The sequence below is a fragment of the Streptomyces sp. NBC_01506 genome (assembly GCF_045040295.1).
Classification (GTDB): domain Bacteria; phylum Actinomycetota; class Actinomycetes; order Streptomycetales; family Streptomycetaceae; genus Streptomyces.
The window spans coordinates 533,449-558,528 of record NZ_CP109422.1; the positions used below are offsets into that span (position 1 = coordinate 533,449).

25 protein-coding genes are annotated in these 25,080 nt (G+C 70.9%); 9 read left to right on the forward strand and 16 right to left on the reverse strand.

Features of this window, described 5'->3' with window-relative positions:
* The first annotated feature begins 169 nt into the window (after positions 1-169).
* Together OG329_RS02335 and OG329_RS02340 are read left to right on the forward strand one after the other, a co-directional pair.
* A complete protein-coding gene (locus tag OG329_RS02335) occupies positions 170-1,264 on the forward strand; it encodes an LLM class flavin-dependent oxidoreductase (RefSeq protein ID WP_405801615.1) in 1,095 nt (364 codons plus the stop codon).
* 26 nt (positions 1,265-1,290) lie between these two features.
* A complete protein-coding gene (locus OG329_RS02340) occupies positions 1,291-1,911 on the forward strand; it encodes a CE1759 family FMN reductase (protein WP_405792293.1) in 621 nt (206 codons plus the stop codon).
* 11 nt (positions 1,912-1,922) lie between these two features.
* Here OG329_RS02340 and OG329_RS02345 read toward each other — a convergent pair whose 3' ends face one another.
* The 3 genes from OG329_RS02345 to OG329_RS02355 form a co-directional block, all read right to left on the reverse strand.
* Positions 1,923-3,116 carry an FAD-dependent oxidoreductase gene (locus OG329_RS02345; RefSeq protein WP_405792295.1) on the reverse strand — a complete coding sequence of 398 codons (1,194 nt, stop codon included), beginning with the start codon at positions 3,114-3,116 and terminating at the stop codon, positions 1,923-1,925.
* Positions 3,117-3,188: 72 nt separating this feature from the next.
* Positions 3,189-3,878 carry a TetR/AcrR family transcriptional regulator gene (locus tag OG329_RS02350; RefSeq protein WP_405792297.1) on the reverse strand — a complete coding sequence of 230 codons (690 nt, stop codon included), beginning with the start codon at positions 3,876-3,878 and terminating at the stop codon, positions 3,189-3,191.
* Positions 3,879-3,968: 90 nt separating this feature from the next.
* Positions 3,969-4,559 (reverse strand): TetR/AcrR family transcriptional regulator, encoded by a 591-nt coding sequence (locus tag OG329_RS02355; RefSeq protein ID WP_405792299.1) that lies wholly within the window; start codon positions 4,557-4,559, stop codon positions 3,969-3,971.
* 96 nt (positions 4,560-4,655) lie between these two features.
* Between OG329_RS02355 and OG329_RS02360 the strand changes: the two genes are divergently transcribed.
* Positions 4,656-5,558: an NmrA family NAD(P)-binding protein gene (locus OG329_RS02360; RefSeq protein ID WP_405801617.1), complete on the forward strand. Its 903-nt coding sequence runs from the start codon at positions 4,656-4,658 to the stop codon at positions 5,556-5,558.
* Between the two features lie 47 nt (positions 5,559-5,605).
* Here the strand turns inward: OG329_RS02360 and OG329_RS02365 are convergent, their stop codons facing one another.
* Positions 5,606-6,079, reverse strand: coding sequence for a carboxymuconolactone decarboxylase family protein (locus OG329_RS02365; RefSeq protein ID WP_405792300.1), 474 nt, complete (start codon positions 6,077-6,079; stop codon positions 5,606-5,608).
* Positions 6,080-6,295: 216 nt separating this feature from the next.
* On the opposite strand from OG329_RS02365, the gene OG329_RS02370 reads away from it, so the two are divergent.
* Positions 6,296-6,934, forward strand: a complete 639-nt coding sequence (locus OG329_RS02370; protein ID WP_405792301.1) for a hypothetical protein — start codon at positions 6,296-6,298, stop codon at positions 6,932-6,934.
* Between the two features lie 111 nt (positions 6,935-7,045).
* Here the strand turns inward: OG329_RS02370 and OG329_RS02375 are convergent, their stop codons facing one another.
* A complete protein-coding gene (locus OG329_RS02375; protein WP_405792303.1) occupies positions 7,046-7,810 on the reverse strand; it encodes an SDR family NAD(P)-dependent oxidoreductase in 765 nt (254 codons plus the stop codon).
* Positions 7,811-7,878: 68 nt separating this feature from the next.
* Between OG329_RS02375 and OG329_RS02380 the strand changes: the two genes are divergently transcribed.
* Positions 7,879-8,538 (forward strand): TetR/AcrR family transcriptional regulator, encoded by a 660-nt coding sequence (locus OG329_RS02380; RefSeq protein WP_405792305.1) that lies wholly within the window; start codon positions 7,879-7,881, stop codon positions 8,536-8,538.
* Positions 8,539-8,542: 4 nt separating this feature from the next.
* Here OG329_RS02380 and OG329_RS02385 read toward each other — a convergent pair whose 3' ends face one another.
* Together OG329_RS02385 and OG329_RS02390 are read right to left on the reverse strand one after the other, a co-directional pair.
* Positions 8,543-9,535 carry a LysR family transcriptional regulator gene (locus OG329_RS02385; protein WP_405792307.1) on the reverse strand — a complete coding sequence of 331 codons (993 nt, stop codon included), beginning with the start codon at positions 9,533-9,535 and terminating at the stop codon, positions 8,543-8,545.
* Between the two features lie 350 nt (positions 9,536-9,885).
* Positions 9,886-11,091: an erythromycin esterase family protein gene (locus tag OG329_RS02390; RefSeq protein WP_405792309.1), complete on the reverse strand. Its 1,206-nt coding sequence runs from the start codon at positions 11,089-11,091 to the stop codon at positions 9,886-9,888.
* 68 nt (positions 11,092-11,159) lie between these two features.
* Between OG329_RS02390 and OG329_RS02395 the strand changes: the two genes are divergently transcribed.
* Entirely contained in the window at positions 11,160-11,930 is a 771-nt protein-coding gene (locus tag OG329_RS02395) for a TioE family transcriptional regulator (protein ID WP_405792311.1), read from the forward strand.
* A gap of 138 nt (positions 11,931-12,068) precedes the next feature.
* Here the strand turns inward: OG329_RS02395 and OG329_RS02400 are convergent, their stop codons facing one another.
* From OG329_RS02400 to OG329_RS02410, 3 genes are all read right to left on the reverse strand, one after another.
* Positions 12,069-12,464 carry an ArsR/SmtB family transcription factor gene (locus OG329_RS02400; RefSeq protein WP_405792313.1) on the reverse strand — a complete coding sequence of 132 codons (396 nt, stop codon included), beginning with the start codon at positions 12,462-12,464 and terminating at the stop codon, positions 12,069-12,071.
* Positions 12,461-12,907: an SRPBCC domain-containing protein gene (locus OG329_RS02405; RefSeq protein ID WP_405792315.1), complete on the reverse strand. Its 447-nt coding sequence runs from the start codon at positions 12,905-12,907 to the stop codon at positions 12,461-12,463. Before OG329_RS02405 ends, OG329_RS02400 begins: the two co-directional genes overlap by 4 nt.
* A 197-nt stretch (positions 12,908-13,104) precedes the next feature.
* Positions 13,105-13,671: a snapalysin family zinc-dependent metalloprotease gene (locus OG329_RS02410; RefSeq protein WP_405792317.1), complete on the reverse strand. Its 567-nt coding sequence runs from the start codon at positions 13,669-13,671 to the stop codon at positions 13,105-13,107.
* Positions 13,672-14,068: 397 nt separating this feature from the next.
* Here OG329_RS02410 and OG329_RS02415 point away from each other — a divergent pair, with 397 nt between their 5' ends.
* Positions 14,069-15,160 carry an ankyrin repeat domain-containing protein gene (locus tag OG329_RS02415; protein ID WP_405792319.1) on the forward strand — a complete coding sequence of 364 codons (1,092 nt, stop codon included), beginning with the start codon at positions 14,069-14,071 and terminating at the stop codon, positions 15,158-15,160.
* A 60-nt stretch (positions 15,161-15,220) separates the two neighbouring features.
* On the opposite strand, the gene OG329_RS02420 is transcribed toward OG329_RS02415, so the two are convergent.
* Both OG329_RS02420 and OG329_RS02425 read right to left on the reverse strand, forming a co-directional pair.
* The gene (locus tag OG329_RS02420; protein WP_405792321.1) at positions 15,221-16,537 is read right to left on the reverse strand and encodes an MFS transporter; all 1,317 of its coding nucleotides are present in this window, start codon (positions 16,535-16,537) and stop codon (positions 15,221-15,223) included.
* Between the two features lie 264 nt (positions 16,538-16,801).
* Positions 16,802-17,749 carry a hypothetical protein gene (locus tag OG329_RS02425; RefSeq protein WP_405792323.1) on the reverse strand — a complete coding sequence of 316 codons (948 nt, stop codon included), beginning with the start codon at positions 17,747-17,749 and terminating at the stop codon, positions 16,802-16,804.
* Between the two features lie 226 nt (positions 17,750-17,975).
* On the opposite strand from OG329_RS02425, the gene OG329_RS02430 reads away from it, so the two are divergent.
* Both OG329_RS02430 and OG329_RS02435 read left to right on the forward strand, forming a co-directional pair.
* Positions 17,976-19,253 carry a glucarate dehydratase family protein gene (locus tag OG329_RS02430; protein ID WP_405801618.1) on the forward strand — a complete coding sequence of 426 codons (1,278 nt, stop codon included), beginning with the start codon at positions 17,976-17,978 and terminating at the stop codon, positions 19,251-19,253.
* Between the two features lie 40 nt (positions 19,254-19,293).
* Positions 19,294-20,280 (forward strand): 2-hydroxyacid dehydrogenase, encoded by a 987-nt coding sequence (locus OG329_RS02435; protein WP_405792325.1) that lies wholly within the window; start codon positions 19,294-19,296, stop codon positions 20,278-20,280.
* A 24-nt stretch (positions 20,281-20,304) separates the two neighbouring features.
* Here OG329_RS02435 and OG329_RS02440 read toward each other — a convergent pair whose 3' ends face one another.
* The 4 genes from OG329_RS02440 to OG329_RS02455 are packed head-to-tail and all read right to left on the reverse strand — an operon-like array spanning position 20,305 to position 25,079.
* Positions 20,305-21,018 (reverse strand): sulfite exporter TauE/SafE family protein, encoded by a 714-nt coding sequence (locus OG329_RS02440; RefSeq protein WP_405792327.1) that lies wholly within the window; start codon positions 21,016-21,018, stop codon positions 20,305-20,307.
* Positions 21,015-22,103 (reverse strand): ABC transporter ATP-binding protein, encoded by a 1,089-nt coding sequence (locus tag OG329_RS02445; RefSeq protein WP_405792329.1) that lies wholly within the window; start codon positions 22,101-22,103, stop codon positions 21,015-21,017. The genes OG329_RS02440 and OG329_RS02445 overlap by 4 nt, the downstream gene beginning before the upstream one ends.
* Positions 22,096-24,135 carry a dipeptide/oligopeptide/nickel ABC transporter permease/ATP-binding protein gene (locus tag OG329_RS02450; RefSeq protein WP_405792331.1) on the reverse strand — a complete coding sequence of 680 codons (2,040 nt, stop codon included), beginning with the start codon at positions 24,133-24,135 and terminating at the stop codon, positions 22,096-22,098. The genes OG329_RS02445 and OG329_RS02450 overlap by 8 nt, the downstream gene beginning before the upstream one ends.
* Positions 24,136-24,149: 14 nt before the next feature.
* A complete protein-coding gene (locus OG329_RS02455) occupies positions 24,150-25,079 on the reverse strand; it encodes an ABC transporter permease (RefSeq protein ID WP_405792332.1) in 930 nt (309 codons plus the stop codon).
* Position 25,080 lies beyond the last annotated feature (1 nt).

Consider the following 25,080-nt stretch of genomic DNA (forward strand, 5'->3'; position numbering starts at 1 on the left):
GCGCGCCGGGAGACGTCCGGATTCAGCGCGAACTCGGCAGGGTAGAAATGAGGTGGTTTGTAACGCCGTGGGGACGATGTCGCGTGCCACGGTCGCCTGGCGAGGGCACCCGCACCTGACTCAAGGCGGCGCCCCGCGCGAGCAGGGAGGTGTCAGTGAGATGACCGGGATGCAGTTCGGAATCTTCACCGTGGGTGACGTGACCCCCGACCCGACCACCGGTCGCGCCCCTAGCGAGGCGGAACGGATCCAGGCCACCGTGGCCATCGCGCGGAAGGCGGAGGAGGTCGGCCTCGACGTCTTCGCCACCGGCGAGCACCACAACCCGCCCTTCGTACCGTCCTCCCCCACGACCCTGCTCGGCTACATCGCCGCGCGCACCGAGCGGATCATCCTGTCGACGTCGACCACGCTGATCACGACCAACGATCCCGTCAAGATCGCCGAGGACTTCAGCGTCCTACAGCACCTGTCCGGCGGCCGGACCGACCTGATGCTGGGACGTGGCAACACCGGTCCGGTGTATCCGTGGTTCGGCCAGGACATCCGTCAGGCCATCCCCCTGACCGTCGAGCACTACGACCTGCTGCGCCGTCTGTGGCGGGAGGAAGTGGTCGACTGGGAGGGCAAACTGCGCACCCCCCTCCAGGGCTTCACCCTCGCGCCCCGCCCGCTGGACGGCATCCCGCCGTTCGTCTGGCACGGTTCCATCCGTACACCCGAGGTCGCGGAACTGGCCGCCTTCTACGGAGACGGCTTCTTCGCCAACCACATCTTCTGGCCCTCGTCACACACCCGGAAGATGGTGGAGACGTACCGGCAGCGCTTCGCGCACTACGGGCACGGCGCGCCGGAGACCGCCGTCGTCGGTCTGGGCGGACAGGTGTTCATGCGTCCCAACAGCCAGGACGCGGTACGCGAGTTCCGGCCGTACTTCGACAACGCGCCGGTGTACGGGCACGGGCCGTCCCTGGAGGAGTTCAGCTCGCTCACGCCGCTGACGGTCGGCTCGCCGCGGAAAGTGATCGACAAGACGTTGAGCTTCCGTGAGTACGCGGGCGACTACCAGCGGCAGTTGTTCCTCGTCGACCACGCGGGGCTGCCGCTCAAGACGGTGCTGGAACAGCTCGACCTCCTGGGCGAAGAGGTGGTGCCCGTCCTCCGTAAGGAGTTCGCCATCGGCAGGTCCGCCGACGCCCCGGCGGCGCCCACCCATCAGTCGCTCCTGCGGGAACGCGACGACGCGAAGACGGCGAAGCCGTGACCGACAGGAGTGGGGAGTTGGACGCCGTGACGACCAAACTCACGATCATCTCCGGCGGGTTGCGGGAGCCTTCCTCGACGCGCATGCTCGCCAACCGCCTCGAAGCGGCGGTACGCACGGAACTCGCCGCCGCCGGCGTCACCGTCGAGTCCTCGTTCGTCGAACTCCGCCCCCTGGGGCACGCGATCATCGACGCGATGTTCAGCGGATTCCCTTCCACGCCGCTGGAGGAGGCGTTCGGCAAGGTCGCGGACGCCGATGGGGTCATCGCGGTCACGCCCGCGTTCAACGCCTCGTCCAGTGGACTGTTCAAGTCCTTCTTCGACGTCCTCCCCGAGGAGACCCTGTCGGACATGCCGGTGCTCATGGGCGCCACCGGCGGCACCGAACGGCACTCCCTCGTCCTCGAACACGCGCTGCGGCCGATGTTCTCGTATCTGCACGCCATCGTGTCGTCGCGCGGCGTCTACGCCGCCACGGACGACTTCGGCTCGCGGTCGAACGAGGCGGCCCTGGGCGAACGTGTCACACGCGCCGCGGCCGACTACGCCCGTCTGGTGCGCGGATGCGGCTCCCACCAGCGGCGCGACGCGTTCAGCGAGGACGCCGCCGCCATGGCACAGCTCCTCGGACGCGACCGGTCCTGACGCCTTCGTGCTCAGTGCCGGTCGGTGTCGAACTGGGCGAACATGTCGACAAGTGACTGCGGCGCGCTCGGGTCGAAGATGGTCTTCAGACCCTCGGCGGAATCCTGGGCCGTGAGTTCGGAGCGGGGGAAGAGGATCTTCTCGTACGCCGCGAGCGCCGCCTCGGTGTCGCCGGGACGCTCGGCCAGACACCGGCCGAGGTCCGCGCCGTCGATCAGGGCGAGATTGGCGCCTTCCCCGGCGAAGGGGGACATCAGGTGGGCCGCGTCGCCGAGGAGTGTGGTGCCGGGCACCCGGGGCCAGTGGTGGCCGATGGGCAGGGCGTGGATGTGCCGGGGCACGAGCGGGCCGTCGGCGTCGGCGATGAGGGCGCGCAAGGGCGGCGCCCAGCCTTCGAAGTGCGTCAGCAACGCCGCTTTGGCAGTGTCAGGATCGGTGCCGGTGCCGGTACCGGTGCCGGCACCGGTGCCGGCACCGGTGAAGTCGATGGTGCTCAGCCATGTCTCGTCCGCGCGCAGCGCCACGTAGACGTGCAGACTGCCGTCCGTCTCACGGTGGGCGAGGAAGCCCTTCTCGTCGCCGAGCGCGAAGAACATGCCGTCGCCGATCAGCTTCGCGGCCTCGGGGTGGCGCGTGTCCGCGTCGAACAGGTCGAGTTCGACGAAGGAGATGCCGGTGTACGCGGGAGTCGTCGCGGACACCAGCGGACGGACCCGGGACCACGCGCCGTCGGCGCCGACCAGCAGGTCCGTGGTGAACACCCCGCCGTCGGCGAGCGTGACCTCGTGCCTGCCGTCGCCCAGCGCACGGCAGGAGACCGCTTTGGTGTTCCAGCGCACGGTGCCCTCGGGCAGGGAGGAGAGCAGCAGGTCGCGCAGGTCGCCCCGGTCGATCTCGGGGCGCGCTCCCGTACCGTCGTCGGCCGCGTCGCGCAGGACGCGCGCACGCTTGTCGAGAACGCGCATCGCCTCGCCGCCGGGGTGAACCTTGGCCAGGAACTCCTCGTACAGACGCGCTTCACGGAGAGCGGCCTGACCGGTCTCCTCGTGGATGTCGAGCATGCCGCCCTGTGTCCGCGCTTCCGGGGAGACCTCCAGGTCGAAGACGGCGGCGGCGAGGCCGTGGACGTGCAGGACGCGGGCGAGCGTCAGCCCGCCGAGGCCGCCGCCGATGATGGCGATGGGGTGGTGGGTGGCGGTGGTCATGGCGCTGTTCCTTCCCGGAGATCCCGAAGATCCCGGAGTTCGTGGAGTTCGTGGAGGTATGAATGCGTGAGGTCAGGGGCGTTCGCGGGGCGTGGTGAGCGTGCCGTTGACGACCGTGTGGAACATCCACCGCAGGCGTTGTCGCGGAGTGCCGGACGTCAACTCGGCGCCGAGCGCGGCGATACGGGGATGGGTGTCGGCCGACACCTGGCGCAAGGTCCGGGCGAGCGCGTTGTGTGCGTCTCGCGCGGAGGCGTCCTCGGCATGGGTGGACTGCTCGGCGGCGGTGGCGGTGGCCACCTGGAGCAGCACATCCACGCCCCACGCGGCTTGGTCGCCGGGGACGTCACCCTCGTGCAGCAGGGCGAGGATCGCCTCCACCAGCGCCAGGTAGTTGGCGCCGGTGGGGCGGGCCACCAGTGCGGAGTGCGCGAGAGTCGGGTGCTCGAACAGCACGCGTGTGTAGGAGATGAGGACCGAGGCGAGCCGGTCGCGCCAATCCCCCCGCGCCGTCGCGGGGTTCAGGTCCACGGCGCCCAGGAATTCCTCCAGGATCGCGGCGTGCAGTTCGGCCGTGTTGGCGACGTAGACGTAGAGGGACGCCGGCCCGGTGTCCAGTTCCTTCGCGAGGCGCCGCATGGTGACGCGAGGAAGGCCCTCCGACCGCATGATCCGCACGGCTGCCGCGACGATGGCCTCCTGGCTGAGGGCGGGCTTGGCCGGACGCTCCCGGCGGCTCCTGGGGGCGGGTCGAGGTGTCATACTCGTAAGCGTAACGAACATGTTCGTTACGAACAAGTTCGCTCCGCCGCCGCCCCGATCGACTCGGGCAGTTCGGGAGCTTCGACCGGCTCAGGCGACCTCGCGGCTCCCCAGGACTCGGGCGGTGAAGGCCGCGAGGTCCGCCCTCATCCGCTCACGGGGCACGCCCTCCCGTCCGGCGAGATGTTCGACGAGGTCGGCGCGGGTGGCGGCGAGCAGCGCGTGGGCGGTGAAGCCGCTGTCGGCGAGATTGGGGATCCGTTCCAGCGCGGCCTGGAGTGTGCCGTGCCACCGCTGATAGTGCTCAGCCTGGTACGGGCTGTCGCCGCCCGCACCCTCCAGCGCCAGGGCGAGGTGGCGGTTGTCGAGCTTGAAGCAGAGGACGGCGTCGAGCAGCGCCGGTACGCGCCGGAGCGGTGGGGTGGCGGGCCCGAGGGGCGGCGGGCCCGCTTCGACGGCCTCCCTGACCGGGTCGAGCCGCGCCTGATAGAGCGCCAGGATCAGGCCGGTTCGGTCGCCGAAGGCGCGAAAGAGAGTCGCCTTGCCGACGCCGGCCGCTGCCGCGATGTCGGCCATGGTGACGGACTCGGCACTCGCGCCGCGCGTGAAGAGGTCGTCGGCCGCGGCGAGGACGGCGGCCCGGTTGCGGGCGGCGTCCTTGCGGGGCTTGCGCTCGGTCATGGGGTCTCTCCAGTTGAAAAACGGACCTTGGGTCCGTATCGTTCAGCAAGAAGCGGACTCTCGGTCCGTATCGTACTGGACGGAGCACTCATGGCCATGAACACCGGCACGGCCACGCGCGTGGACACGGCCCTGGCGGACCCGTACCGCCACACCCTGGTCATCGGGGCCACGGGTACCACCGGCAGCCGCGTCGCCGCCCAACTCGCCGCGGGCGGGCACCGCGTCATGGCCGCCGGCCGCCGCGCCACCGCCGTAGCCACCGCCGTGGCCACCGCCGTGGCCGGCGCGCGGGCCGTTCGTTTCGACTGGGACGACCCCGCGACGTTCCACGAGGCCCTGCGCGGCGCGGACCGCGTCTATCTCATACCGCCGATCGGCTCCTTCGAGCCGGCCGCCGTCGTGCTGCCCTTCCTCGAGCAGGCCCGTGCGGCCGGTGTGCGCCGCGTGGTCCTGCTCAGCTCATCGGCGATCCCCGCCGGCGGCCCGGCCACGGGACAGATCCACGAGGCGCTGCCCGGCCTGTTCGACGAGTGGGCTGTGCTGCGGCCCTCGTGGTTCATGCAGAACTTCACCGGCGACCACCCGCACGCCCGGAGCATCCGGGCGGACGGGACGGTCCTGACGGCCACCGGTGAGGGCCGCGTGGGGTTTGTCGACGCGGACGACATCGCCGCCGTCGCCGTCCGCGCGCTGACCGACGACCGGGCCCCGAACACCGATCTGGTCATCACGGGGCCACAGGCGCTGAGTTACGGCGACGTCGCCGCCGTCCTCGCCGAGGTCATGGGCCGGACCGTGACCCATCGACGGCTGACGTACGAGCAGATGCGCGACCGCCTGGCCCCGGCCGTGCCCGCCGAGTTCGCGGCGATGCTCGCCGGCATGGACCGCGCGATCGCCGAGGGGTCAGAGGACCGCACGACCGACACCGTCCACCGACTGACCGGCCGCCCTCCGGTCACGTTCCGCGCTTTCGCCGAGCGGGAGTTGGCCTGACTTCGATGGCCACGGGGCAGCCGGACGGGGCCGGTTGCCGTCTGCACTCAGGCGAACTGGCCCGGCCGGTAGTCGCCTGCGGGCTGCTGGATGATGACGTTCATCCGGTTGAAGGCGTTGATGAGCGCGATGAGCGATACCAGCGCGGCCAGTTGTTCCTCGTCGTAGTACTTCGCCGCGTTGGCCCACACCTCGTCCGGAACACCACCGGCCGCGTCGGTGATACGGGTCCCCTGCTCCGTCAACTCCAGCGCCGCGCGCTCGGCATCGGTGAAAACGGTCGCCTCCCGCCAGACCGCGACCATGTGGAGGCGCAGCGCCGTCTCCCCCGCCGCCGTGGCGTCCTTGGTGTGGATGTCGATGCAGCGACCGCAGCCGTTGATCTGACTGGCCCGGATTCCCACCAGCTCCTGCGTCACGGACGGCAGTGGGGAGGCCGAGACCGCCTTGCCCGCCGTGATGAGCGAATTCAGGACCTTCGCCGCGCTCTCCTGGCCGAAGAGATTCAGACGAACATTCATGATGGCTCCTTCGTCGTTGTAGTTGCTTGCACCTCCTTGACGCGTCCAATCGGCACGATGTGACAGGACTGTGCGTGACGCACGTCTCCCTCCGCCGTATCGGCTGACCTGTCGCAGCGCAGGTTGAGCGTTCTCACCGCAGTCTGAGCGAGTCCCCCTACCCGCGTGAGTGCGCGTACTCACGTTCGGGGAGTGGCTTGGTCGAAGACTGTGCCTATGAGACGAATCCCTGCCTCGACCGGCACGTTCGCCCGCTCCTCGCGCCACCCTCAGCTCGCTCTGGCCACAACAATCCTTGCCGTACTGGCGCTTGGCGCGTGCGGCACCGAGAAGGCGAGCACCGGCGGAGAGCGAGCCGAGCCCGCAGGCGCCGTCGGAGGCCGACCCGACGCGGCCTTCGGGGCGATGCTGGACGAGGCCGCGCAGTCGTGCCCTGCGCCCGCGCTGCCAAAGGCTCCGCCGAGCGGTCCGGTGGAGACGCTGCCGCCCGGTTCGGTGGAGATACCGCCGGACACCGAGCCCATCGCCCCGACGACCGGGCCGGAAGTGGAGTTGAACACTCGCGACTGGTGCGCGAGTGCCCGCCATGAAGAGCGCATCGCCCGAGCGCTCTGGGATCTGGCGGATCCCACCCCCACCAAGGTCAGGACGATCCTGCACGGCCTCGGCTATATCGACGATCGCATCCACGACCTCAAGCAGTCCGGTGCGGCCACGCGGTTCTTCCTCGATCTACGTGACAAGGGTGGACGGCTCTGTCTGGAGGGCTCAGCGGCCGGCGAGGAGACCGTCATCGACAAATGCGTGGCCCCCGCGACCGGCCCGTTCATCACACCTGGAGAGCAGAAGCGGTGACCTCAGACTTGGCGTGATCGGAGCCCGGTCGGGCGTTCTGCGTGGCCGGACCGGGCCGGCGGGCTCGGTCGGCGGGGCTGCGAGTCGCGCCAGGAGGTTCGGCGTGGCGGATCAGACGCGCGGGCCGAGGAACAGGCCGCCGCTCGTGTCGATGACCTGGCCGGTGATCCAGCGTGCGGCGTCGGAGGCGAGGAACGCGACCACGTCGGCGACGTCGTCGGGCCCGCCCAGCCGGTCGAGCGCCGTCGTACCGGCGATGAACTCGGCGAGGCCGGGCGCTTCGAAGGACGAGCCGTTGGTCGCCGTGCGGGTGGCGCCCGGAGCGACCGCGTTCACCGTGATTCCGCGCGCTCCCAGCTCGTTGGCCAGCGTCAGGCTCATCGTCTCGACCGCGCCCTTCGTCATGGCGAAGGACGTCTGGGTGGGGTTGGCCATCCGCGTCGCCACGGACGAGACCGTGACGATACGGCCGCCGTCGCGCATCAGGGGCAGTGCCCGCTGGATGATGAAGTACGGCGCTCGCACGTTCACCGCGAAGAGGTGGTCGAACTGCGCCCGCGTCGTGACTCCGAGCGGGCCGGCGGGCGTGGCCGCCGCGTTGTTCACGAGGATGTCGAGCGGGCGCCCGGCCAGTTGGGCCTCGACTCCCGCGAAAAGCGTCTCGACGTCGTCGTCCACGCCCAGCACGGCACCGACCGCGAACGCGGTTCCACCCGCGCGTTCGATCTCGTCCACCGTCGCCGTCGCACCGTCCTTGTCCGTGCCGAAATGCACGGCGACCGTCACCCCCCGCGCCGCCAGCTTCGACGCGATCGCCTGCCCGATACCGCGCGACGCCCCCGTCACCAGAGCTGTCCTGCCGGTCGGATCACTCATGTCCACCACCCCAATCCGGTAGCTACTACCAGTCTGGTAGTTACTACCACTGAGGTAGTGTCTACCATGTGACCGATCAGCACTCAACCTTGCGGGCGCTACGACGAACCGAGACGCAGCGCGTGATTCAGGCGCACGCGGTACGGCTGTTCACCGAGCGCGGATACGACGCCACGACCGTCACCGACGTCGCCAAGACCGCGGGCGTCTCGCCCATGACCGTCTACCGGCACTTCCCCACGAAGGAGGATCTGGTCCTCTTCGACCAGAACGGCAGGATCGTCGCGGAGCGGATCGTCGCGTCGTACGCCGAGCGGCCCTTGGTCCGCCGGATCGGCCGCGCTCTCATCGAGTCGGCCACGGCGTTGACCGGTGGCGGTGAGGGGGGCAACCCGGAGGCGGAGAAGCAATTCCTGCTCGCCCGGCTCCGGCTCATGATCTCGACGCCCGCCTTGCGGGCCAAGCACCTCGACAGCCAGTACGCCCTCCAGCAGGCGATCGTCGACGCTCTCGAGGACGACGATCCGGCCACGGATCGCGAAGCCGTGTTCCGCGTCCAGGCGGCGGCGAGTGCCTGTCTGGCCGCGATGCACATGGGGGTGATGCGCTGGGCCGAGGACGACGGACGCGCCGAACTGCCCGACCTGATCGCGCAGGCGCTGGCGGCGGCCTTCGGTGACGTCTTCGGCAGCGGTCCGGAGGGTCAGGACGGCCCGGACAGGACCTAGCAGGTCAGCGAGGGATGTCGCCGGTGTCGGACGTCGTACGCAGATCGGCCTCGGGCAGCCAGGAGTCGGGCGGGCGCTCGAGCCAGTGCTCGGCGGCTCCGATGGCCCGGGCCGCGTCCGCCAGGGCCCGTAGCCCGGGGTGCCGCAGGCCGCGGCGCCAGACCATGGATACGGGGGCCAGCGGCACCGGATCGGCCAACGGGCGCAGTGCCATCTCCGGCACATCCGCGAACTCCACGTTGGCCAGCACCGACCAGCCCTTCTTGCGCACCACCCGGACGAACTCCATATCGCCCTCGAGCTTGGGAAACGGCGGGGCCAACTCGATACCGCGCCCCGCGAACAGGGCCCGCGCGTAGTCCGTCCACTCGGTGGTGTCCTCGTTGCCCGCCGCCGCGTACAGCGTCTCGCCGGACAGCGCGGCCAGCGGCACCTCGGGCAGGGCCGCCAGTCGGTGATCGGGCGGCAGCAGCACCGCAAGCCGGTCGTAGCGGATCAGCCGGTGTTCCAGACCGGCGCGAACGGCGGGCGGCAGCCCGGCGACCCGCCCGAAGGAGACATCGAGCCGGCCGTCCGCGATCTCCGTCACGGCCCGCGCGAGGCCGCTGTGGAACCGCAGGACGAACTCCACGCCGGGGGCGGCCACTCGGGCCGCTTCCAGTACCCGGGGACCGGTGGCGGCGTGGACGGCGACATCGACCACCAGTGGCCGCTCGCTCCCGGCGCCGGGCGCCGCGTGAAGGTCCTCGCCCAACTCCGCGTGAGCGGCCAGGACCCGTCGGACGGCCGGCAGCAGGCGCTGCCCCTCGGCGGTGAGCGCGACATGCCTGGTGTCCCGCCGGAACAGCGGCCTGCCCCACTCACGCTCCAGGCGCCGGATGTCGCGGCTGAGCGCCTGCTGCGCGACGAACAAGCGCGCGGCGGCGCGCGTGAAGTGCAGTTCCTCCGCTACGGCGACGAAGGCCCGCAGGAGCCGGGGGTCGGTGTCATGACGCACAGGCCCATCCTCGCCGACCGGCCGAGATTCACAACCCAATTGCGTGAATGGCCGCTGATCAGGTGTTGGACGCCCACGGCAGGGCGCGACGAGTCTGAGGGCATGCCGAATTACTCCGCGTCCCCCAACTTCTGCGCGCCCATGTCAAGGCCGCCTCACCACGGCCTCCTGCTGACCGTCGCCGGCGGGACCCTGGTCGCCGCCGCGCCGTCGGCGCTCACGGAATCTCATAAGCCGACCCGCATGTCGACCCGCATGTCGACCCGCATGTCGACCCGCATACGGCGGTCGTTGAGGCGCCCCACGGCGCGTACGGGCGGTACCGATTCCGCCGATGACCGCCAACAGCCCTAGCTCTGCGGAACGTCCTTCACGAACACGATCCCGTCGACCGTCGCCAAGTGCGCCGGATCGAGGGGGAAGTAGCCGAAGAAGGGAGACACCCGCAGGGCGGGGCGCGTGTCACCGAGGGCGGTGGCCAACCGGGCGGCGTCGACCACGCAACTGTCCTCGGGGAGCGCGTACAAAAGTCCTTCGACGGTGTCCGGCGGCGGGGCGTCGACTCCCTGGTGGCGCATCGTGCCGATACCCATGGCCAGGAAGGCGTACTCCTCGCCGAGGTGGGCGCTCACGACGGAGCCCACGCTCCACCACTCCAGCAGTCCCTGCTGCCACATCCGCATCGAACTCTTCTCCCGTTGGAGATGCGCGTTGTGGGCATGGACCAGCACCGGGCCGCGTTCGGCGAGGGCGAGGAGGTTGTCGGCCATCATCTGGTCCCGCACGCCGAGCAGCCGTGTCATACGGCCCGGTGAGGTGTCGGCCATCCAGAAGTGGTAGCGCAGCAGACCGATGGCGGTACGCCCGTACAGCCGCGCGCGGTACCAGTCCTCCCGTGAGGTCGCCGCGATCAGGTGCGGTGTCTGGGCGCCGAGCAGCGCCGCCAAATCGTCGGCGAGCAGCCGCAGTTCGTACGCCTCGGCCGACTCGCCCGTGGACGCGGTCGGGTCCATCATCGCGGCGGGGTCGGTCCACCGGTCGTCGGGGCCGAGCAGACGGTCGAGCATTTCCGCGGTGCAGGGGAGCAGGTCCGGGTCCACCTGGGCCGAGAGATACGCGTGGAGCGCGGTGAGCGCCTGCCGGGGGCTCGCGGGGCCGGTGATCTCCAGCGGGCCGTCGAAACCGGCGAAGCGCAGCCACTGGGACGGGCGCCGGCCCTCGTTGTACGCCCTTGCCCAGCGCACGAGTTCGCGGTTGGCGGCGGACTCGCCGAACTCGTGGCTGAATCCGTGCTCCATGACCGCGTCGAGGGTGCCCGTGCCCGAGGTGATGTAGTCGTCCACGACGAGGCCCATCAGACAGTCGCTCTCGATCGCGATCGTCCGGTAGCCCTCCTGCTCGACAAGTTGCCGGAAGAGGTCGTTGCGCAGGTCGAGCGGAGCGTCCACGCCGTGGGTGGGCTCGCCCAGGGCGAGCACCCGGGGCCGGGGCGGAAGCATCTTCATCACGGTGGCGGCGTCGACGGCATGGGCGATGTCCTTGATGTCAGTTGCCATGCCTTAAACGGTATCGTTGAACATGCGGTTGAAACTTTTCCCGCTGGCTCCCGTATATCATGGGCTTCGTGGCACAGAACCTTCAAAGCCGTAGACAGCTCAGGCCGGTCGATCTGGCGCGCGGGCACGGTCTGTCCACGCAGGCCGTCCGGAATTACGAGGAGGCCGGCATCCTTCCGGCCGCCGATCGCACGCCTCACGGCTACCGCGCCTATACGCCGCTGCATGTGCGGGCCCTGGCCGCGTTCCTCGCCCTGGTGCCCGGCCACAGCCACCACACGGCGACGTCGATCATGCGGGCGGTGAACGAGGGCGAGGAGGACGAGGCGTTCCGCCTCATCGCCGAGAGCCACGCCCAACTGCTCGACGACCGGCGGACACTCCAGGCCGTGGAGAACGCGCTCCGCGATCTGGCGCCCACCACCGCGCCGTCCGAACCCGCGTCAGCGGCGGCGGTGTCGGTGTCGGTGTCGGCGGCAGCAGCGTCCGAGCCCGGCGGCACGTTCATCGGGCCGCTGGCGGATCAGCTCGGCATCCGGCCCGCGACGCTGCGCAAGTGGGAGCGCGCCGGGCTGGTGCGCCCGCGCCGCGATCCGCTGACCGGATACCGCGTCTACGACGAGGCGGATGTACGGGACGCCCGGCTGGCCCACCAACTCAGGCGCGGCGGCTATCTGTTGGAGCAGATCGCCCCGCTGATCGCCCAGGTGCGCGCGGCCGGCGGGCTGGAGCCGCTGGAGGCCGCGCTGCACGACTGGCGCGCCCGGCTGTCCGCGCGCGGGCGGGCGATGCTGACCGGAGCCGCCGAGCTGGAGGCGTACCTCCGCGAGCGCGGCTGAGACGTCGGCGGGCGAGTCGGGCGCCGTCGCCGCTCGCACGACGGCACCCGACTCGCCCCGTGGGCGCGGACGGGCGGACGGGGCGGACGGGGCGGACGGGGCGGATGTACGTGGTCGATCCGCGCCCCGCGCTTCCGGTCAGCCGGATCCGCCGGCTTCCCCCTCGCGCTCCCCCGTTCCCCCCGCTCCCCCGGCTTCGGCGGCCTCGGCGGCGTGCTTGATGTCCGCCAGCCGCCGGTCCCAGTCGACCGCGAGCGCGGCCATCCACCGCGCCGTCGCGTCCAGCGCCGCAGGCCGTACCGCGTACCGCACCTCGCGTCCGACCCGGCCACCGGACACCAGCCCCGCCGCGTCCAGGACGGCGAGGTGCTTGACCACCGCCTGCCGCGAGACGGGAAGCCGTGCCGCGAGAGTGGTCGCGGTCACCTCGCCGAGTGCGGCGAGCAGTTCGAGCAACTGACGTCGCGTCGGGTCGGCGAGCGCGACGAGGACGCTGTCGACGGCCTCGCCGGCGTCTCGGCGTTCGTCCGTCACACCGACGGCTGTTCCGCACGCGCCTTGAGCTCGCCGAGTTCCTGGGGCCAGCCGATGGTGTTGTCCTTCACCGCCTGGCGGCGCAGCTCCTCGGACCCGCCCAGCGCCGCGAATCCGCTCTCGACGACGCGCAGCCGCGTCCCGTCGCCTTCCGCGGCCAGCGTGAACTCCACGAGGGTGCTGTTGTCCTCGCGCAGCTCCTGGCCGGGGAACGCGCTGGCCCAGCGGTAGGCCAGGTACGTCGGCGGCTCGACCTTCTCCACTTGTACGGGGAACTCGCCGTACTCGGCGTTCTTCGCCAGGATCGAGTCACCTTCCTTCGCCACCGTGCCGGGCAGACTCTCCTTGTCGGCCACCCAGAAACCGGGCTGGGCCACCAGTGTCCAGACCCGCTCCAGGGGTGCCGCGATCAGGGTTTCGCGTTCGATCCGGTCCTCGCTCATGAGATTCCTCCATCGCTGCCGTTGAGTGCAACTCCAGAGTTGCACATCAGCCATCCAGGCGCAACCCGAGAGTTGCACTATGGCCGAGCGGTGCGTCGTCGGCGGCCTCCGCGCGTGCGACCGACGGCGTACGCCCCGGAACGCGATGCGCGCTCAGGGGCGTACGGTCACTCCTGCCCGGCGTCCCGGGCCACGCGTCAGTCCACGATCATGGTGTTGAGCGGCGCCGCTCCGGCCTTCGGCGCGAACGCGCCGCCGAAGTAGCCCTCGACCTCGGCCTTCTCGGCCGTGTTGGGGTAGGCGTTCGTACAGGTGGTGCCCGCGCTGGAACCGGACATCAGGCTCGTGCAGGGGCCGGGCTTACGGTCCGGCAGGCCCAGGATGTGGCCCAGTTCGTGCGACGAGATACGGATCGTGTTGTGCCCCTCGTTCACCGCCTGCCGTCCGATCCAGACGGTTCCGTTGCCCAGCGACGTGGTGAGCGCGCGGGGCCAGCCGTTGTCCGCCAGGACTCGTATATTGGCGGGTTGGCCGGCCGCGGACGGCCGCAGTTCGACGGCGTCGACGCTCTCGTTCCAGATCGCCGCGCCTCGATCGACGGCGGACCTGAACTCCGCCGAACCGCTGGCGTCGTAGGTGACCACACGCGCGGCCAGGGCCCCGCCCGCGTCTGCGGCGGGGGCGGCCACGGCCTGGCCACCCAGCAGGGAAAAGGTCACGGCCAGTGCGGCGGCGAGAGCGCCGGTCAACTTACGTACGTGCATGGTCGACCTCCTTACATCAGAGACAGTCGTGCACATGACATGCCTTGCTCCTGCTCACTGCCCAGCGAGGAGTGACACCAATCCGTCAATCCGACGACCGCGCCGACGACCGCGCGGCGGCCCATCACCCGCCGGGCGCTTGCCAGTTGGGCGTCCACGACGGACGCCGACGCGGCGGCGACGCGGCGGCAATGCGGCGGCAATGCGGCGGCAATGCGGCGGCGACGCGGCGGCGACGCGCCAGGCTGTGGGCCGTGACGTAGCATGGATCACGCGTTTCAGGGCGTTTCCGGTCCGCGGGAAGGGCAGAGCCCACCTGGCACTCGTCGAACAGCACGGCCCGACCTCTTTCCGGCCTGTTCATGCGGACGCCAGGCGCAGACGGAAGGGGGCCGTTGTGCCCATCCATCACCTGCCCGACCACCCCAGCCTCGAACAGTTGCGCAAGCAGGCCAAGAGCCTGCTCCGGCGCGTGCGGGCGAAGGCACCCGAGGGGATCGGGCTCGTCGCCGAGTTCCATCCCCGGCCGCACCGGCCGCCGGAGACGTACAAGCTCGCCGACGCGCAACTCGTCACCGCGCGTATGTACGGTTTCGCGAGCTGGCCCAGGCTGCGCGAACACATCAGCACCGTCGAGCGGTACTCCCGTTCGCCGCACCTGGCCCCGGTGAGCGGCGAACCGTCGGGGGAATTCCTGCGGCTCGGCTGCCTCACGTACGGTACGGACGACCCCGCCCGGACCCGGGAAGCCGAGGTGCTGCTGGCCGGGCATCCCCAACTGCCCACCACGGACGTCTTCACGATGGCGGCCACCGGCTCGGCCGACGCGCTGGCCGACGCGCTGGCCCGCGATCCGGCGCTCGCCCGGACGCAGGGCGGCCCCTTCGGCTGGGAGCCGCTGCTGTATCTGACGTACGCGCGCCTTGAGGCTCCCGGCGCGTACGAGGCGGCGGCCCGGCTGCTCCTCGGGCACGGCGCCGATCCGAACGCCGGATTCCTGTGGGACGGACTGACTTCGCCCTTCACCGCACTCACCGGCGCCTTCGGCGGCGGGGAGGCCGATCAGCCGCCGCACCCGGAAGGCCCGGCGCTGGCACGGCTGTTGCTGGAGGCCGGCGCGGATCCGAACGACAGCCAGAGTCTCTACAACCTCGGCCTCGGCGGCTCCTTCTCGGACGAACCCGCCCATCTGCGGCTGCTGTTGGAGTTCGGCCTCGGCCACGGTGACGGCGGGCCGTGGAAAGCGCGGCTGGGCCCGACGTTGCCGTCCCCCGAGCAGATGCTCCGGGACGAGCTGGCCACGGCCGCACTGCGCGGCGGCCCCCGGCGCACCCGGCTGCTCCTCGCGCACGGCGCCGAGGTGGACGGGATCGGCGGGCATCCGGTGTACGAGGGGCGCACACCGTACGAACTGGCCCTGCTGAGCGGTCACTTCGAGGTCGCGGAGATCCTTGCCGAAGCGGGCGCCACTGCCGTACACCCCACCTAGATCCGTCGGGGGTCCGCACCGGCTCAGCCCACCGGTGCGGACCCCCGCGTCCCGCGACGCCTACGTACCTGATGTCTCGTCACGTGCGCCCAACAGCAGCCCTGTTGCGGCGACGAGCACCCCGATCAGTGCGTACAGGAAGGCGGTTCGGAAGCCGTCGACGCCCGCGTCGGCGACGGCGACTGCCACCAGTACCGCGAGGCCGAGCGAGCCGCCCAGTTGGTCCACGGAGCGCTGGACACCCGCCGCCGTTCCCGCGTCGCGCTCGCCGACGCCGTGCAGCGCGGCGTTCTGGAGGGCGAGGAGACCGATGCCCATTCCGGCGGCCACACCGGCCATCCCCGGCAGCACGTCGACGGCGTATGAGCCCTCGTCGGGGAGCCGGGCCAGCCAGGCGAGGCCCGCCGCCGTGACCGCCAGACCGACCATCGCGGTGTGCTTCACACCGAGCGCACCGATGAGCCGGGGCACCTGCGAGATGGTCAGCAGCAGCACGGCGCAGAACGGCAGAAAGGCCAGCCCCGCCCGCAGCGGACCGAGCGAGAGTACGTCCTGCGTATAGAGCGTGAGCAGGAAGAACGCGGTGGACAGGGCCGCACTCAGCAGGATGGTCACGGCGTTCGCCACGGCCCGTGTGCGATGCGCGAAGAAGGAGAGCGGTACGAGCGGATGGCGCGTACGCGCCTCGACCGCCACGAAGGCGATCACCAGCAGCGCGCCCGCCGCGATCGCGGCAGGTGCCGACTCCAGCACTCCGTACACCAGACTGAGCGGACCCGCCGTCAGCAGTACGGCGCCCGGCAGATCGAGGCGTCCGGTGCGCACGCGCGGTCCGTCGGGCGGCAGCAGCCTCGGCGCGATCAGCAGGACCGCCGCCGCGAGAGGCACATTGATGCCGAAGATCCAGCGCCAGTGCAGCAGTTGGGTCAGTATGCCGGACAGCAGCACACCGGCGACGAGCCCGCTCGCCGAGATCGCGCCCCAGATGCCGAGCGCCCTGGCCCGTTCGACGGGTTCCGGGAAGAGGAGCGCGATCAGCGACATCGCCGCGGGTGAGGCCAGCGCCTCGCCCGCGCCCTGGGCGAAGCGGGCGACGATCAGCGTCGGGAGGTCGGGCGCCAGCCCCGCGGCGAGCGAGGCGAGCGCGAACACGGCGGCACCGAGCAGGAACATCCTGCGCCTGCCGAGCAGATCGGTGACCCGGCCGCCGAGCAACAGCAGACCGCCGCCGACGAGGGTGTATCCGGTGACGACCCAGGAGAGCGAGGCGGTCGGGGCATGGAACTGCGCGCCGATGGACGGCAGCGCGACGTTGACGACAGTGACGTCGACGGCGATGAGGAACTGAAGGAGGGAGAGCAGCGCGAGAGCCGGCATCCGACGATCGGGCGGACATGCGGGTGCCTTGGGAAGGGCGTTCATGAAGTGGGTTCTCCAGGCAGCGGACTTCACGGCCGACAGGCCGTAGGACGCTTCCGTGCCGGCACGCCGATCAGACCCCACCGGCCAGGACCGGTACGGCTGCGGCCGTGGAACGGCACACCTGGACTACTTCGTGACTGCGACACCCATACGGGGATGGTAGCGAGGCCCCTGACCGGCCCTCGCGCGCGGGGTGCGATGCGGGGGGCCTCGCGGCCCTCAGTGCCCGGACGCGCCGGTGAGCGCTCCCGCCAGTGCCACCCGCAGTCGCTCGTAGCCGGGGGCCAGCCGGCGCAGCCCCAGCAGCAGCCCGGGGTCGTCGCGGGTGATGAGAGGCTCCTGGAGCGAGCCGACATGCCGGGACAGTTCCGCCGCGACGGCGGCGGGTCCGGGCAGTTCCAGCAGGGTCAGGCACGCGGACGCGTCGGAGAGGCGGCGTGCGCCCACCCGGATCGCGAACGAACCCAGCAGACCCCGGGTGGCATCCTCAAGTCCCCGCTCCACGAGGGCGGCGAAGCCGTCGACGCCCTCCGCTCCCCCGAGCGTGCCGGGCGGGGCGGGCAGGTCCGTACGGCCGGACAGCCACGCGACCGCTCGCGGCAGCGACCGCCGAAGCGCCTCGACGGCGCTCACCTCCCGCTCCCGTACGAAGTCCGACCGCATCACGAACGGCCGGTCGCTGTAGTCGACCGTGTCCGCCCGCCACGCGTCGAGGAAGGCGGGCGCCGACAGCGTCGCGTAGGGGTGCCCTTGCGGATCGTGCAGCAGTACGGCTCCGTCGTCGGCGGCGAGCACCGCCACGTAGTGGTCCCCGAAGCCCGGTGCGGGGGTGCCGGGCCGGTAGAGCAGAAGTCCCATGTCCACGGGGCCCGCGAGCACCGGGCCCCGGGCGCAGGCGTCCTTGAGCCGGGCGTACGCCTCCTGCGGTGTGCCGCCTGCCGTGTGCGCGCAGCGCAGGCCCAGGAGGTCGACGGCCTCGTCCAGTCCGCGTTCCGGGTCCCAGCCGTACGGGTCGAACAACGGGAGGGTGCCGCCGAGCAGTTGGAACCCGAAGGGCGAGCCGGTCAGCGTCTCGATCACGGCGGACGGCGGGACTTCCCCGGCCCCCGCGACCATCGCCAGCGAGTGGGTGTAGCAGTAGGGGCCGGAGCCCTGGTACGTGATCATGCGAGACCTTCCGTCGCTGGACCTGTCGACCGGCCTGTCGACCGGCCGAGGACGGCCAGTCCAGAGGTTCACACCGGGGCAAGGTCAAGCCGCGCGTGTCCGTCGAAGTCATCGGCGTGACGGTTCTCATTTGTGGTTTCCGTCTACACATATGGACGACGGGGAGCTAGGCTGCCGCCGTCGTATCCACGTATCCACCGGAGGTCTCAGGGTGCGCGACCCACTGATCGACGAGCCGCACCGGATCCAGGGCATTCGTGTCACGCCGGTGGCGTTCCGCGATCCGCCGCTGCTCAACACCGTTGGCGTCCATGAGCCGTTCGCCCTGCGAGCCGTCGTGGAGGTCGTCACCGAATCCGGGCTGACCGGGCTCGGCGAGACCTACGGTGACCTCGCCCATCTCGAGCGGCTGCGGCTCGCGGCCGCAGAGCTGACCGGGATCGACGTCTGGCATGTTCAGGAGATCGCCCGCCGTATCGCGGTGGTTCTGGCCGCCGACACCGGTACGGGCGGACATGGCATGAGCGGCATGGTCACGGGCAGCAGAACCGCCGACCGCGTGCTGTCGGCGTTCGAGGTGGCGTGTCTCGACATCCAGGGCAAGGTGCTCGGACGGCCCGTGAGCGACCTGCTCGGCGGCGCCGTACGGGACCGCGTCGACTACAGCGCGTACCTCTTCTACAAGTGGGCGGGGCATCCCGGTGCCGAGCCCGACGAGTGGGGGGCCGCGCTCGGTCCGGACCAACTGGTCGCGCAGGCGCGGCGGATGATCGACGAGTTCGGTTTCACCGCGATCAAGCTCAAGGGTGGAGTGTGTCCGCCCGAGGAGGAGATCGAGGCGATCAAGGCGCTGCGCCGGGCCTTTCCCGGTCATCCACTGCGGATCGATCCCAACACCGCCTGGAGCGTGCCGACTTCCATCCACGTCGGCACCGAACTCGGCGGAGTGATCGAGTACTTGGAGGACCCGACCGCCGGGATCGACGGGATGGCGAGAGTCGCGCGTGAGGTTCCCATGCCGCTCGCCACCAATATGTGTGTGGTGGCCTTCGACCAGATCAAGCCCGCCGTCGCCCGGGACGCGGTGCGAGTCGTCCTCTCCGACCACCACTTCTGGGGCGGTCTGGGCCGCTCGCGCACGCTCGCCGGTGTCTGCGACACCTTCGGGCTCGGGCTGTCGATGCACTCCAACTCCCATCTGGGCATCAGCCTCGCGGCGATGACTCATCTGGCCGCCGCCACACCCAATCTCAACTACGCCTGCGACACCCACTGGCCGTGGAAGCGCCCGGACGAGGACGTGATCGTGCCCGGTGCGCTGACGTTCCGGAACGGCTCGGTGGCGGTACCGACCGCACCGGGGCTGGGGGTCGACCTCGACCGCGACGCCCTGGCCAGGCTGCACGAGCAGTACCTCGCGTGCGGTATCCGTCAGCGCGACGACACCGGGTACTACCGCCGTACCACCGAACCGGCCTTCGACCCGACCCCGCCGCGATGGTGACCGGGGGTACGGCGAGAGGCACGGAACGGCGGGAGGCGACATGAGGATCGTGCTGACCGACCCCATCCTCACCCGTTTCTCCGCCGAGTTGAGCCGGGGCGGCTCGGACGGTCACGACTGGGAACTCCTCGCCGACCGGCCGGACGCCGATGTCGTACGGCGGCTGCCGGCCGCCGACGTACTGGTGGCCTCCCGGCTCACCGCGCCCATGGCCGCCACCGCCGGGCGACTGCGGCTCGTCCATGTCACCGGCGCGGGGTACGACCGGATCGCGATGGACGCGCTCGGTCCCCGGACCACCGTGTGCAACACCTTCCACCACGGCCCCTCCATCGCCGAACACGTCGTGATGACCACGCTGATGCTCTCCCGCCGCGTGCCGCGCGCGGACCGGCTGATGCGCGAGGGGAGTTGGGAGTCGGTCGCCGTGGACCCCGGCGTACCCCTGGGCACGACGCTCGCGGGCCGTACGGTCGGCGTCGTCGGACTCGGCGAGATCGGCGGGCAGGTGGTGCGGGCGACGACCGCGCTGGGTATGCGGGCCCGCGCGGTACGGCGCGATCCGCGGGCACCTGTACCGGCCGATCTGCGACTGGACCGGGTGGACGGCGAGGACGGGCTGGACGACCTGTTGGCGGGCTCGGACGTCGTCGTGCTGACCGTGCCGCTGTCGGCGGCGACGACCGGTCTGATCGGGGCGGCACGACTCGCCCGGATGCGTCCGCACGCCCTGCTGATCAATGTGGCGCGCGGTCCCCTCGTCGAGGAGGACGCGCTGTTCGACGCGCTGGCCGGGCGGCGGATCGGCGGGGCGGGGCTGGACGTGTGGTGGAGCCATCCCAAGGACGGCACCGGGGCGCGCGGTTACACCCGCCCGTTCCATACGCTCGACAACGTCGTGATGACACCTCACCACTCCGGCCACACCCAGGAGACGTTCGCCGACAGGGCGCGGGAGATCGCCGACAACATCGGCCGGCTTTCCAGGGGCGAGCCACTGACGAACGTGGTGCGCGACGGGCGCTGAGTACGGCACCGATCGCCCCTCGGATCAGACGAACTGACGCACCGTCAATAGTACGGCGCCCGCGACAGCCAGCACCGTCGCCACGGCTCTCGCCCGCCCCACGTTCAGCTTGTCGGACAGCGGGCGCGCCACCAGCACGCCACCGGCGGCGGCAGGAGCCAGCAGCACCGAGTAGCGCAGACTGTCGGCGTGCACCGCGCCGACAGCCGCGAGCGCGGCCAGGCTCATCAGCGAACCGGCCAGGAAGAACCCGCTCATCGTGGAGCGCAGCTCCGGCCCCGTCATGCGCTGCCACACCAGGGCCATCGGCGGGCCTCCGATGGACGTCGCCGTACCCATCAGCCCCGACGCCATCCCCGCCAGCATCACGGCGCGCCGCGTCGGACGCGGCCGGAAGCCGCGCACGCTGGCGACGACACCCACCACGACCACCCCGGCGACACAGAGCGCCAGCCACCGTGCGGGCAGCAGGGCCACCAGCGCCGCGCCCGCGATCACGCCCGGCACCCGGCCGATCAGTGCCCACCCCGCTCCCCGGAGGTTCACATGCGCGCGGTCCAGCAGCAGTACGGCGGCCGTGACGGCGGTGGCGAGCAACAGCACCACGGGTACGAGTGAGGGCGCGACCAGCGCGATCACCGGAGCGGCGAGCAGCCCGAGGCCGAATCCGATCGACACCTGGAACACCGTGCCGATCAGGACGACCGCGGAGAGCAGGGCGAATATCGGCAGGCTCACCTGCCCGCCGAACGGGTGCCCACGGGCTCGATGCTCAGCGGGAAGTGGCACCGTCCCTCGTGCGGCTCCAGCCGCGTACCCGGCACACCGTCACGCGCGCGTACCTGTGGCGCTTCCCCGGCGCACTTGTCGACCGCCTGCGGGCAGCGCGTACGGAACCGGCATCCGGACGGCGGGTCGAGCGGCGAGGGGATCTCCCCGCTCAGCAGCGGGCGGTCGCCGCGTGGCGCGGCTCCGGTGACGTCCAGCGCGGGCGCCGCCGACATGAGCGCCGAGGTGTACGGGTGCAGCGGCCGGTCGAACACGTCCTCGGTGGCGCCGTGTTCGATGACCTTGCCGAGGTACATGACGGACACCCGGTCGGCGACGTGCCGCACCACCGACAGGTCGTGGGAGATGAACACGTAGGAGACCTGGAGCCGTTGCTGAAGATCGGCGAGCAGATTGAGTACCTGTGCCTGCACCGACAGGTCCAGCGCGGACACCGGCTCGTCGCACACGATCAGATCGGGATTCAGCGCCAACGCGCGGGCGATGCCCAGCCGTTGGCGCTGCCCGCCGGAGAATTCGTTCGGGAAGCGGAAGGCGTCGCCCGCCCGCAGTCCGACGAGGTCGAGCAGTTCGCGTACGCGGGTCTCCCGGGCCCGCGCGGTGGGTGCCACGTCGCGGTGGGTGCGCCACGGTTCGCCGATGATGTCGGCCGCCGGCATCCGGGCGTTGAGTGAGGCGAAGGGGTCCTGGAACACCATCTGCACCCGTCGGCGCCAGGCCAGCAGCTCCTTCTTCTTCAAGGAGAACGGGTCGGTGCCGTCGAAGCGTACGGTCCCGGCGTCCGGTCGCTCCAGCAGGAGCAGCACCCGGGCGAGGGTGGACTTGCCGCAGCCGGACTCGCCCACCACCCCGAGTGTTTCGCCCCGGCCGAGGCGCAGGTCGACGCCGTCGAGCGCGGTCAGCCTGTTGTGTCCGGCGGCGTTGCGCGGGACGCGGAACGACTTCGTCACCCCATCCACTTCCAGCAGCGGCGCCGACGTCGCTCCGGACGCCCCGGAGACCCCGGAGGCCCCCGAGGTGGTTTTCTCAGACACGGGCAAGCTCCTCGGAGAAGTGGCAGGCGACCGCGCGGCCCGCCCCGTCGTCGCTCACGAGGCGGGGGCGTACCTCGGCGCAGCGTTCGCGCGCGAGCGGGCATCGCGCCTGGAAGACGCAGCCCGGTGGCACCGCGCTCAGCTCGGGCGGGCTGCCGGGTACGGCGGGCAACGGCCCGCCCCTCTCGGCGTGTTCGGGTACGGAGTCGAGCAGGCCCTTGGTGTAGGGATGGCGGGGATTCGCGAACACCTCGCGTACCGGCCCGGTCTCCACCACATTGCCCGCGTACATGACCGCGACGTCGTCGGCGCGTTCGGAGACCACGGCGAGGTCGTGGGTGATCAGCAGGACCGCCATGTCGTGCTCGGCCTGGAGATCCCGCAGCAACCGCATGATCTGCGCCTGGACGGTGACGTCGAGAGCGGTTGTCGGCTCGTCGGCGATCAGTACGTCGGGGCCGAGCGCGACGGCCATCGCGATGAGCAGCCGCTGGCGCATACCGCCGGAGAACTGGTGCGGATACGAGCGCGCGCGTACGCGGGGTTCGGGGATGCCGACGCTCTCCATCAGCTCGACTGCCTTGTCCCGAGCCTGGCGCCGCGACAGACCGCGGTGGATACGGAACGGCTCGCCAAGCTGTTTGCCCACGGTCTGTACGGGGTTCATCGCGGTGAGCGCGTCCTGAAAGACGATCGACAGTACCGGTCCGGCGAGCCGCTTGCGGGCGGTGGCGCTCAGTCGCAGTACGTCGGTGCCGCCGACCCGGATCGCTCCGCCCGCCACGTCGGCGACGGGTTCCAGCAGCCCGGCGATCGACTGGGCGGTCATCGACTTGCCGCAGCCGGACTCGCCGAGCAGTGCGAGTGTGCGTCCCTTGTCCAGGGTGAAGCTGACCGAGTCCAGGGCGCGGACGGTGCCGGAGGGCGTACGCAGATCGACGCTGAGCCGTTCGACCTCCAGCGCCCGGCGGCCCGTGGTGCTCTCGGCCAACACGCCGTCGGACTCGGCCACTTCAGCCTCCGCAGCCGCCTCAGCCACCTCAGCCACCTCGGGCGCCGGCGCCGTACCCTCTCCCGCCACCGGCCCGGCCGCCGGCCGCCGGCGCTTGTTCCTCGGCAGCGTCAGACGCCAGCGCTGCGCGGGGTCCGTCGCGAGCCGTACCCACGCGGCCAGCACCGTGGCCGACACGGTGGTCAGGACGATCGCCAGTCCGGGCAGTACGGCGATCCACCAGGCCGTCTGGAGATACTGGCGGCCCTGCGCGACCATCAGTCCCCAACTGATCTCCGGCGGCTGGATGCCGATACCGAGGAAGCTCAGCGACGACTCGGTCAGCATGACGAAGCAGAAGTCGAGCGTGGCGACCGTCAGCAGCGTGGGCATGGCGATCGGCAGGATGTGCCGGTAGATCGTCGGCCAGGTGCCCGCCCCGAACGTCCGGGCCGCGTCCACGAACAGCCGGCTCCTGAGTTCAGCGCCCTCGGCGCGCGCGGTCCGCAGATAGACCGGGATCCGGGCGAGCGCGAGGATCAGCACGATGTTGGTGGCGCTCGGCGCGAAGACGTAGAGCACGACGACCGCGAGCAGCAGGGAGGGGAAGCTGAGGATCACATCCGCCACCCGCATCGCGGCGCTTTCGCGCCAACCGCCCCGGTAGCTCGCCCACATACCGATCGCGGAGCCGATCACCAGCGAGCACACCACCGCCGGCAGGGCGACGGACAGCGTCGTCGCGGCGGCTTCGACGAGCCGCGCCAGGACGCTGCGGCCCAGGACGTCCGTACCGAGCAGACCGTAGAAGCCGTGGTCGAAGGAGGGCGGGCGCAGCGAGGCGGTCAGGTCCTGCCGGGTGGCGCGGTCGCCGATCAGCAGGGGGCCGGACAGCGCGATCAGGAAGACCAGTGCGAGGAGTACGGCGGCGACGGCCGCGACCCGGTCCTTGCCGAGGAGGGTCCACCAGCGGGGCGGTCGGGTGCGGGGAGCGTCGGTACCGGTCGGTGGGTCTGCGGTGGCGGTGACGGTGGTGGTCATCGTGGCTCCTTCTCTCACGCCGGTACGGCCTGCCGTACGCGCGGGTCGAGCAGCGCGTAGCAGACATCGATGAGGATGTTCAGGGCGAAGATCGTCAGGGCCGTCAACAGGACGGCCGCCTGGAGAACGGCGAAGTCCCGCTGGAGAATCGAGTCGATCATGAGCTTGCCGATGCCCGGCCAGCCGAAGATCGTCTCGACCACCACCGCACCGTTGACGAGGCCGATCGTGAGGTCGCCCGCGACGGTCAGGGCGGGCGTGATCGCGTTGCGCAGCGCGTGCCCGAACACCACCCGTTTCTCGCTCGCGCCCTTGCTGCGGGCCACCTTGACGTACGGCGCGGACAGCGCGGCGACCATGGCTCCCCGGACCACCTGGACGAGCACGCCGAACGGGCGGATCAGCAGGGTGGCGATGGGCAGTACCCATACCTCCGGCCCGCCGGAGACGCCGGAGGTGGGCAGCAGCGCCAGATTCACACCGAAGATCAGTACGCCGGTGATGGCGAACCAGAAGTCCGGGATGCTGGCGGCGGCCATCGCCAGGAAGCTGGCGATCCGGTCGGCGACGGAGTTGGGCCGGTACGCGGCGAGGCTCCCGATCAGGACCGCGCCCAGCGCCGCGATGGCCATCGTGACGGCCGCGAGCTGGAGCGTCGCGGGGAACGCGGTCAGTGCCATGTCGGCGGCCGACTGCCCGGTGCGCAGCGACGTACCGAAGTCGAGGCGTACCACTTGGCCGAGGTAGTCCCACAGTTGGGCGCCGATCGACTGATCGAAGCCGTGCTCGGCGGAGAACGCGGCGCGCTGGTCGGGGGTGGCGCTCAGCGGCAGGTAGAGGTTGACCGGGTTGCCGGTCAGCCGTGCCAGGCAGAAGACGCCGAACACGACGAAGACCAGCGGGATCGCGCTCGACACGATCCGTTTGCGCAGGAAGGTCGTCATG

Bases quoted from the DNA above. Each gene is read 5' to 3' on its own strand.
- OG329_RS02355 (WP_405792299.1), bottom strand. From the start codon at position 4,559: ATGACCGAGCGCAAGCCCCGCAAGGACGCCGCCCGCAACCGGGCCGCC.
- OG329_RS02455 (WP_405792332.1), bottom strand. From the start codon at position 25,079: ATGACGACCTTCCTGCGCAAACGGATCGTGTCGAGCGCGATCCCGCTG.
- OG329_RS02345 (WP_405792295.1), bottom strand. From the start codon at position 3,116: ATGACCACCGCCACCCACCACCCCATCGCCATCATCGGCGGCGGCCTC.
- OG329_RS02390 (WP_405792309.1), bottom strand. From the start codon at position 11,091: ATGGCAACTGACATCAAGGACATCGCCCATGCCGTCGACGCCGCCACC.
- OG329_RS02450 (WP_405792331.1), bottom strand. From the start codon at position 24,135: ATGACCACCACCGTCACCGCCACCGCAGACCCACCGACCGGTACCGAC.
- OG329_RS02405 (WP_405792315.1), bottom strand. From the start codon at position 12,907: ATGAGCGAGGACCGGATCGAACGCGAAACCCTGATCGCGGCACCCCTG.
- OG329_RS02365 (WP_405792300.1), bottom strand. From the start codon at position 6,079: ATGAATGTTCGTCTGAATCTCTTCGGCCAGGAGAGCGCGGCGAAGGTC.
- OG329_RS02370 (WP_405792301.1), top strand. From the start codon at position 6,296: ATGAGACGAATCCCTGCCTCGACCGGCACGTTCGCCCGCTCCTCGCGC.
- OG329_RS02335 (WP_405801615.1), top strand. From the start codon at position 170: ATGCAGTTCGGAATCTTCACCGTGGGTGACGTGACCCCCGACCCGACC.
- OG329_RS02410 (WP_405792317.1), bottom strand. From the start codon at position 13,671: ATGCACGTACGTAAGTTGACCGGCGCTCTCGCCGCCGCACTGGCCGTG.
- OG329_RS02375 (WP_405792303.1), bottom strand. From the start codon at position 7,810: ATGAGTGATCCGACCGGCAGGACAGCTCTGGTGACGGGGGCGTCGCGC.
- OG329_RS02350 (WP_405792297.1), bottom strand. From the start codon at position 3,878: ATGACACCTCGACCCGCCCCCAGGAGCCGCCGGGAGCGTCCGGCCAAG.
- OG329_RS02420 (WP_405792321.1), bottom strand. From the start codon at position 16,537: ATGCCGGCTCTCGCGCTGCTCTCCCTCCTTCAGTTCCTCATCGCCGTC.
- OG329_RS02360 (WP_405801617.1), top strand. From the start codon at position 4,656: ATGAACACCGGCACGGCCACGCGCGTGGACACGGCCCTGGCGGACCCG.
- OG329_RS02425 (WP_405792323.1), bottom strand. From the start codon at position 17,749: ATGATCACGTACCAGGGCTCCGGCCCCTACTGCTACACCCACTCGCTG.
- OG329_RS02435 (WP_405792325.1), top strand. From the start codon at position 19,294: ATGAGGATCGTGCTGACCGACCCCATCCTCACCCGTTTCTCCGCCGAG.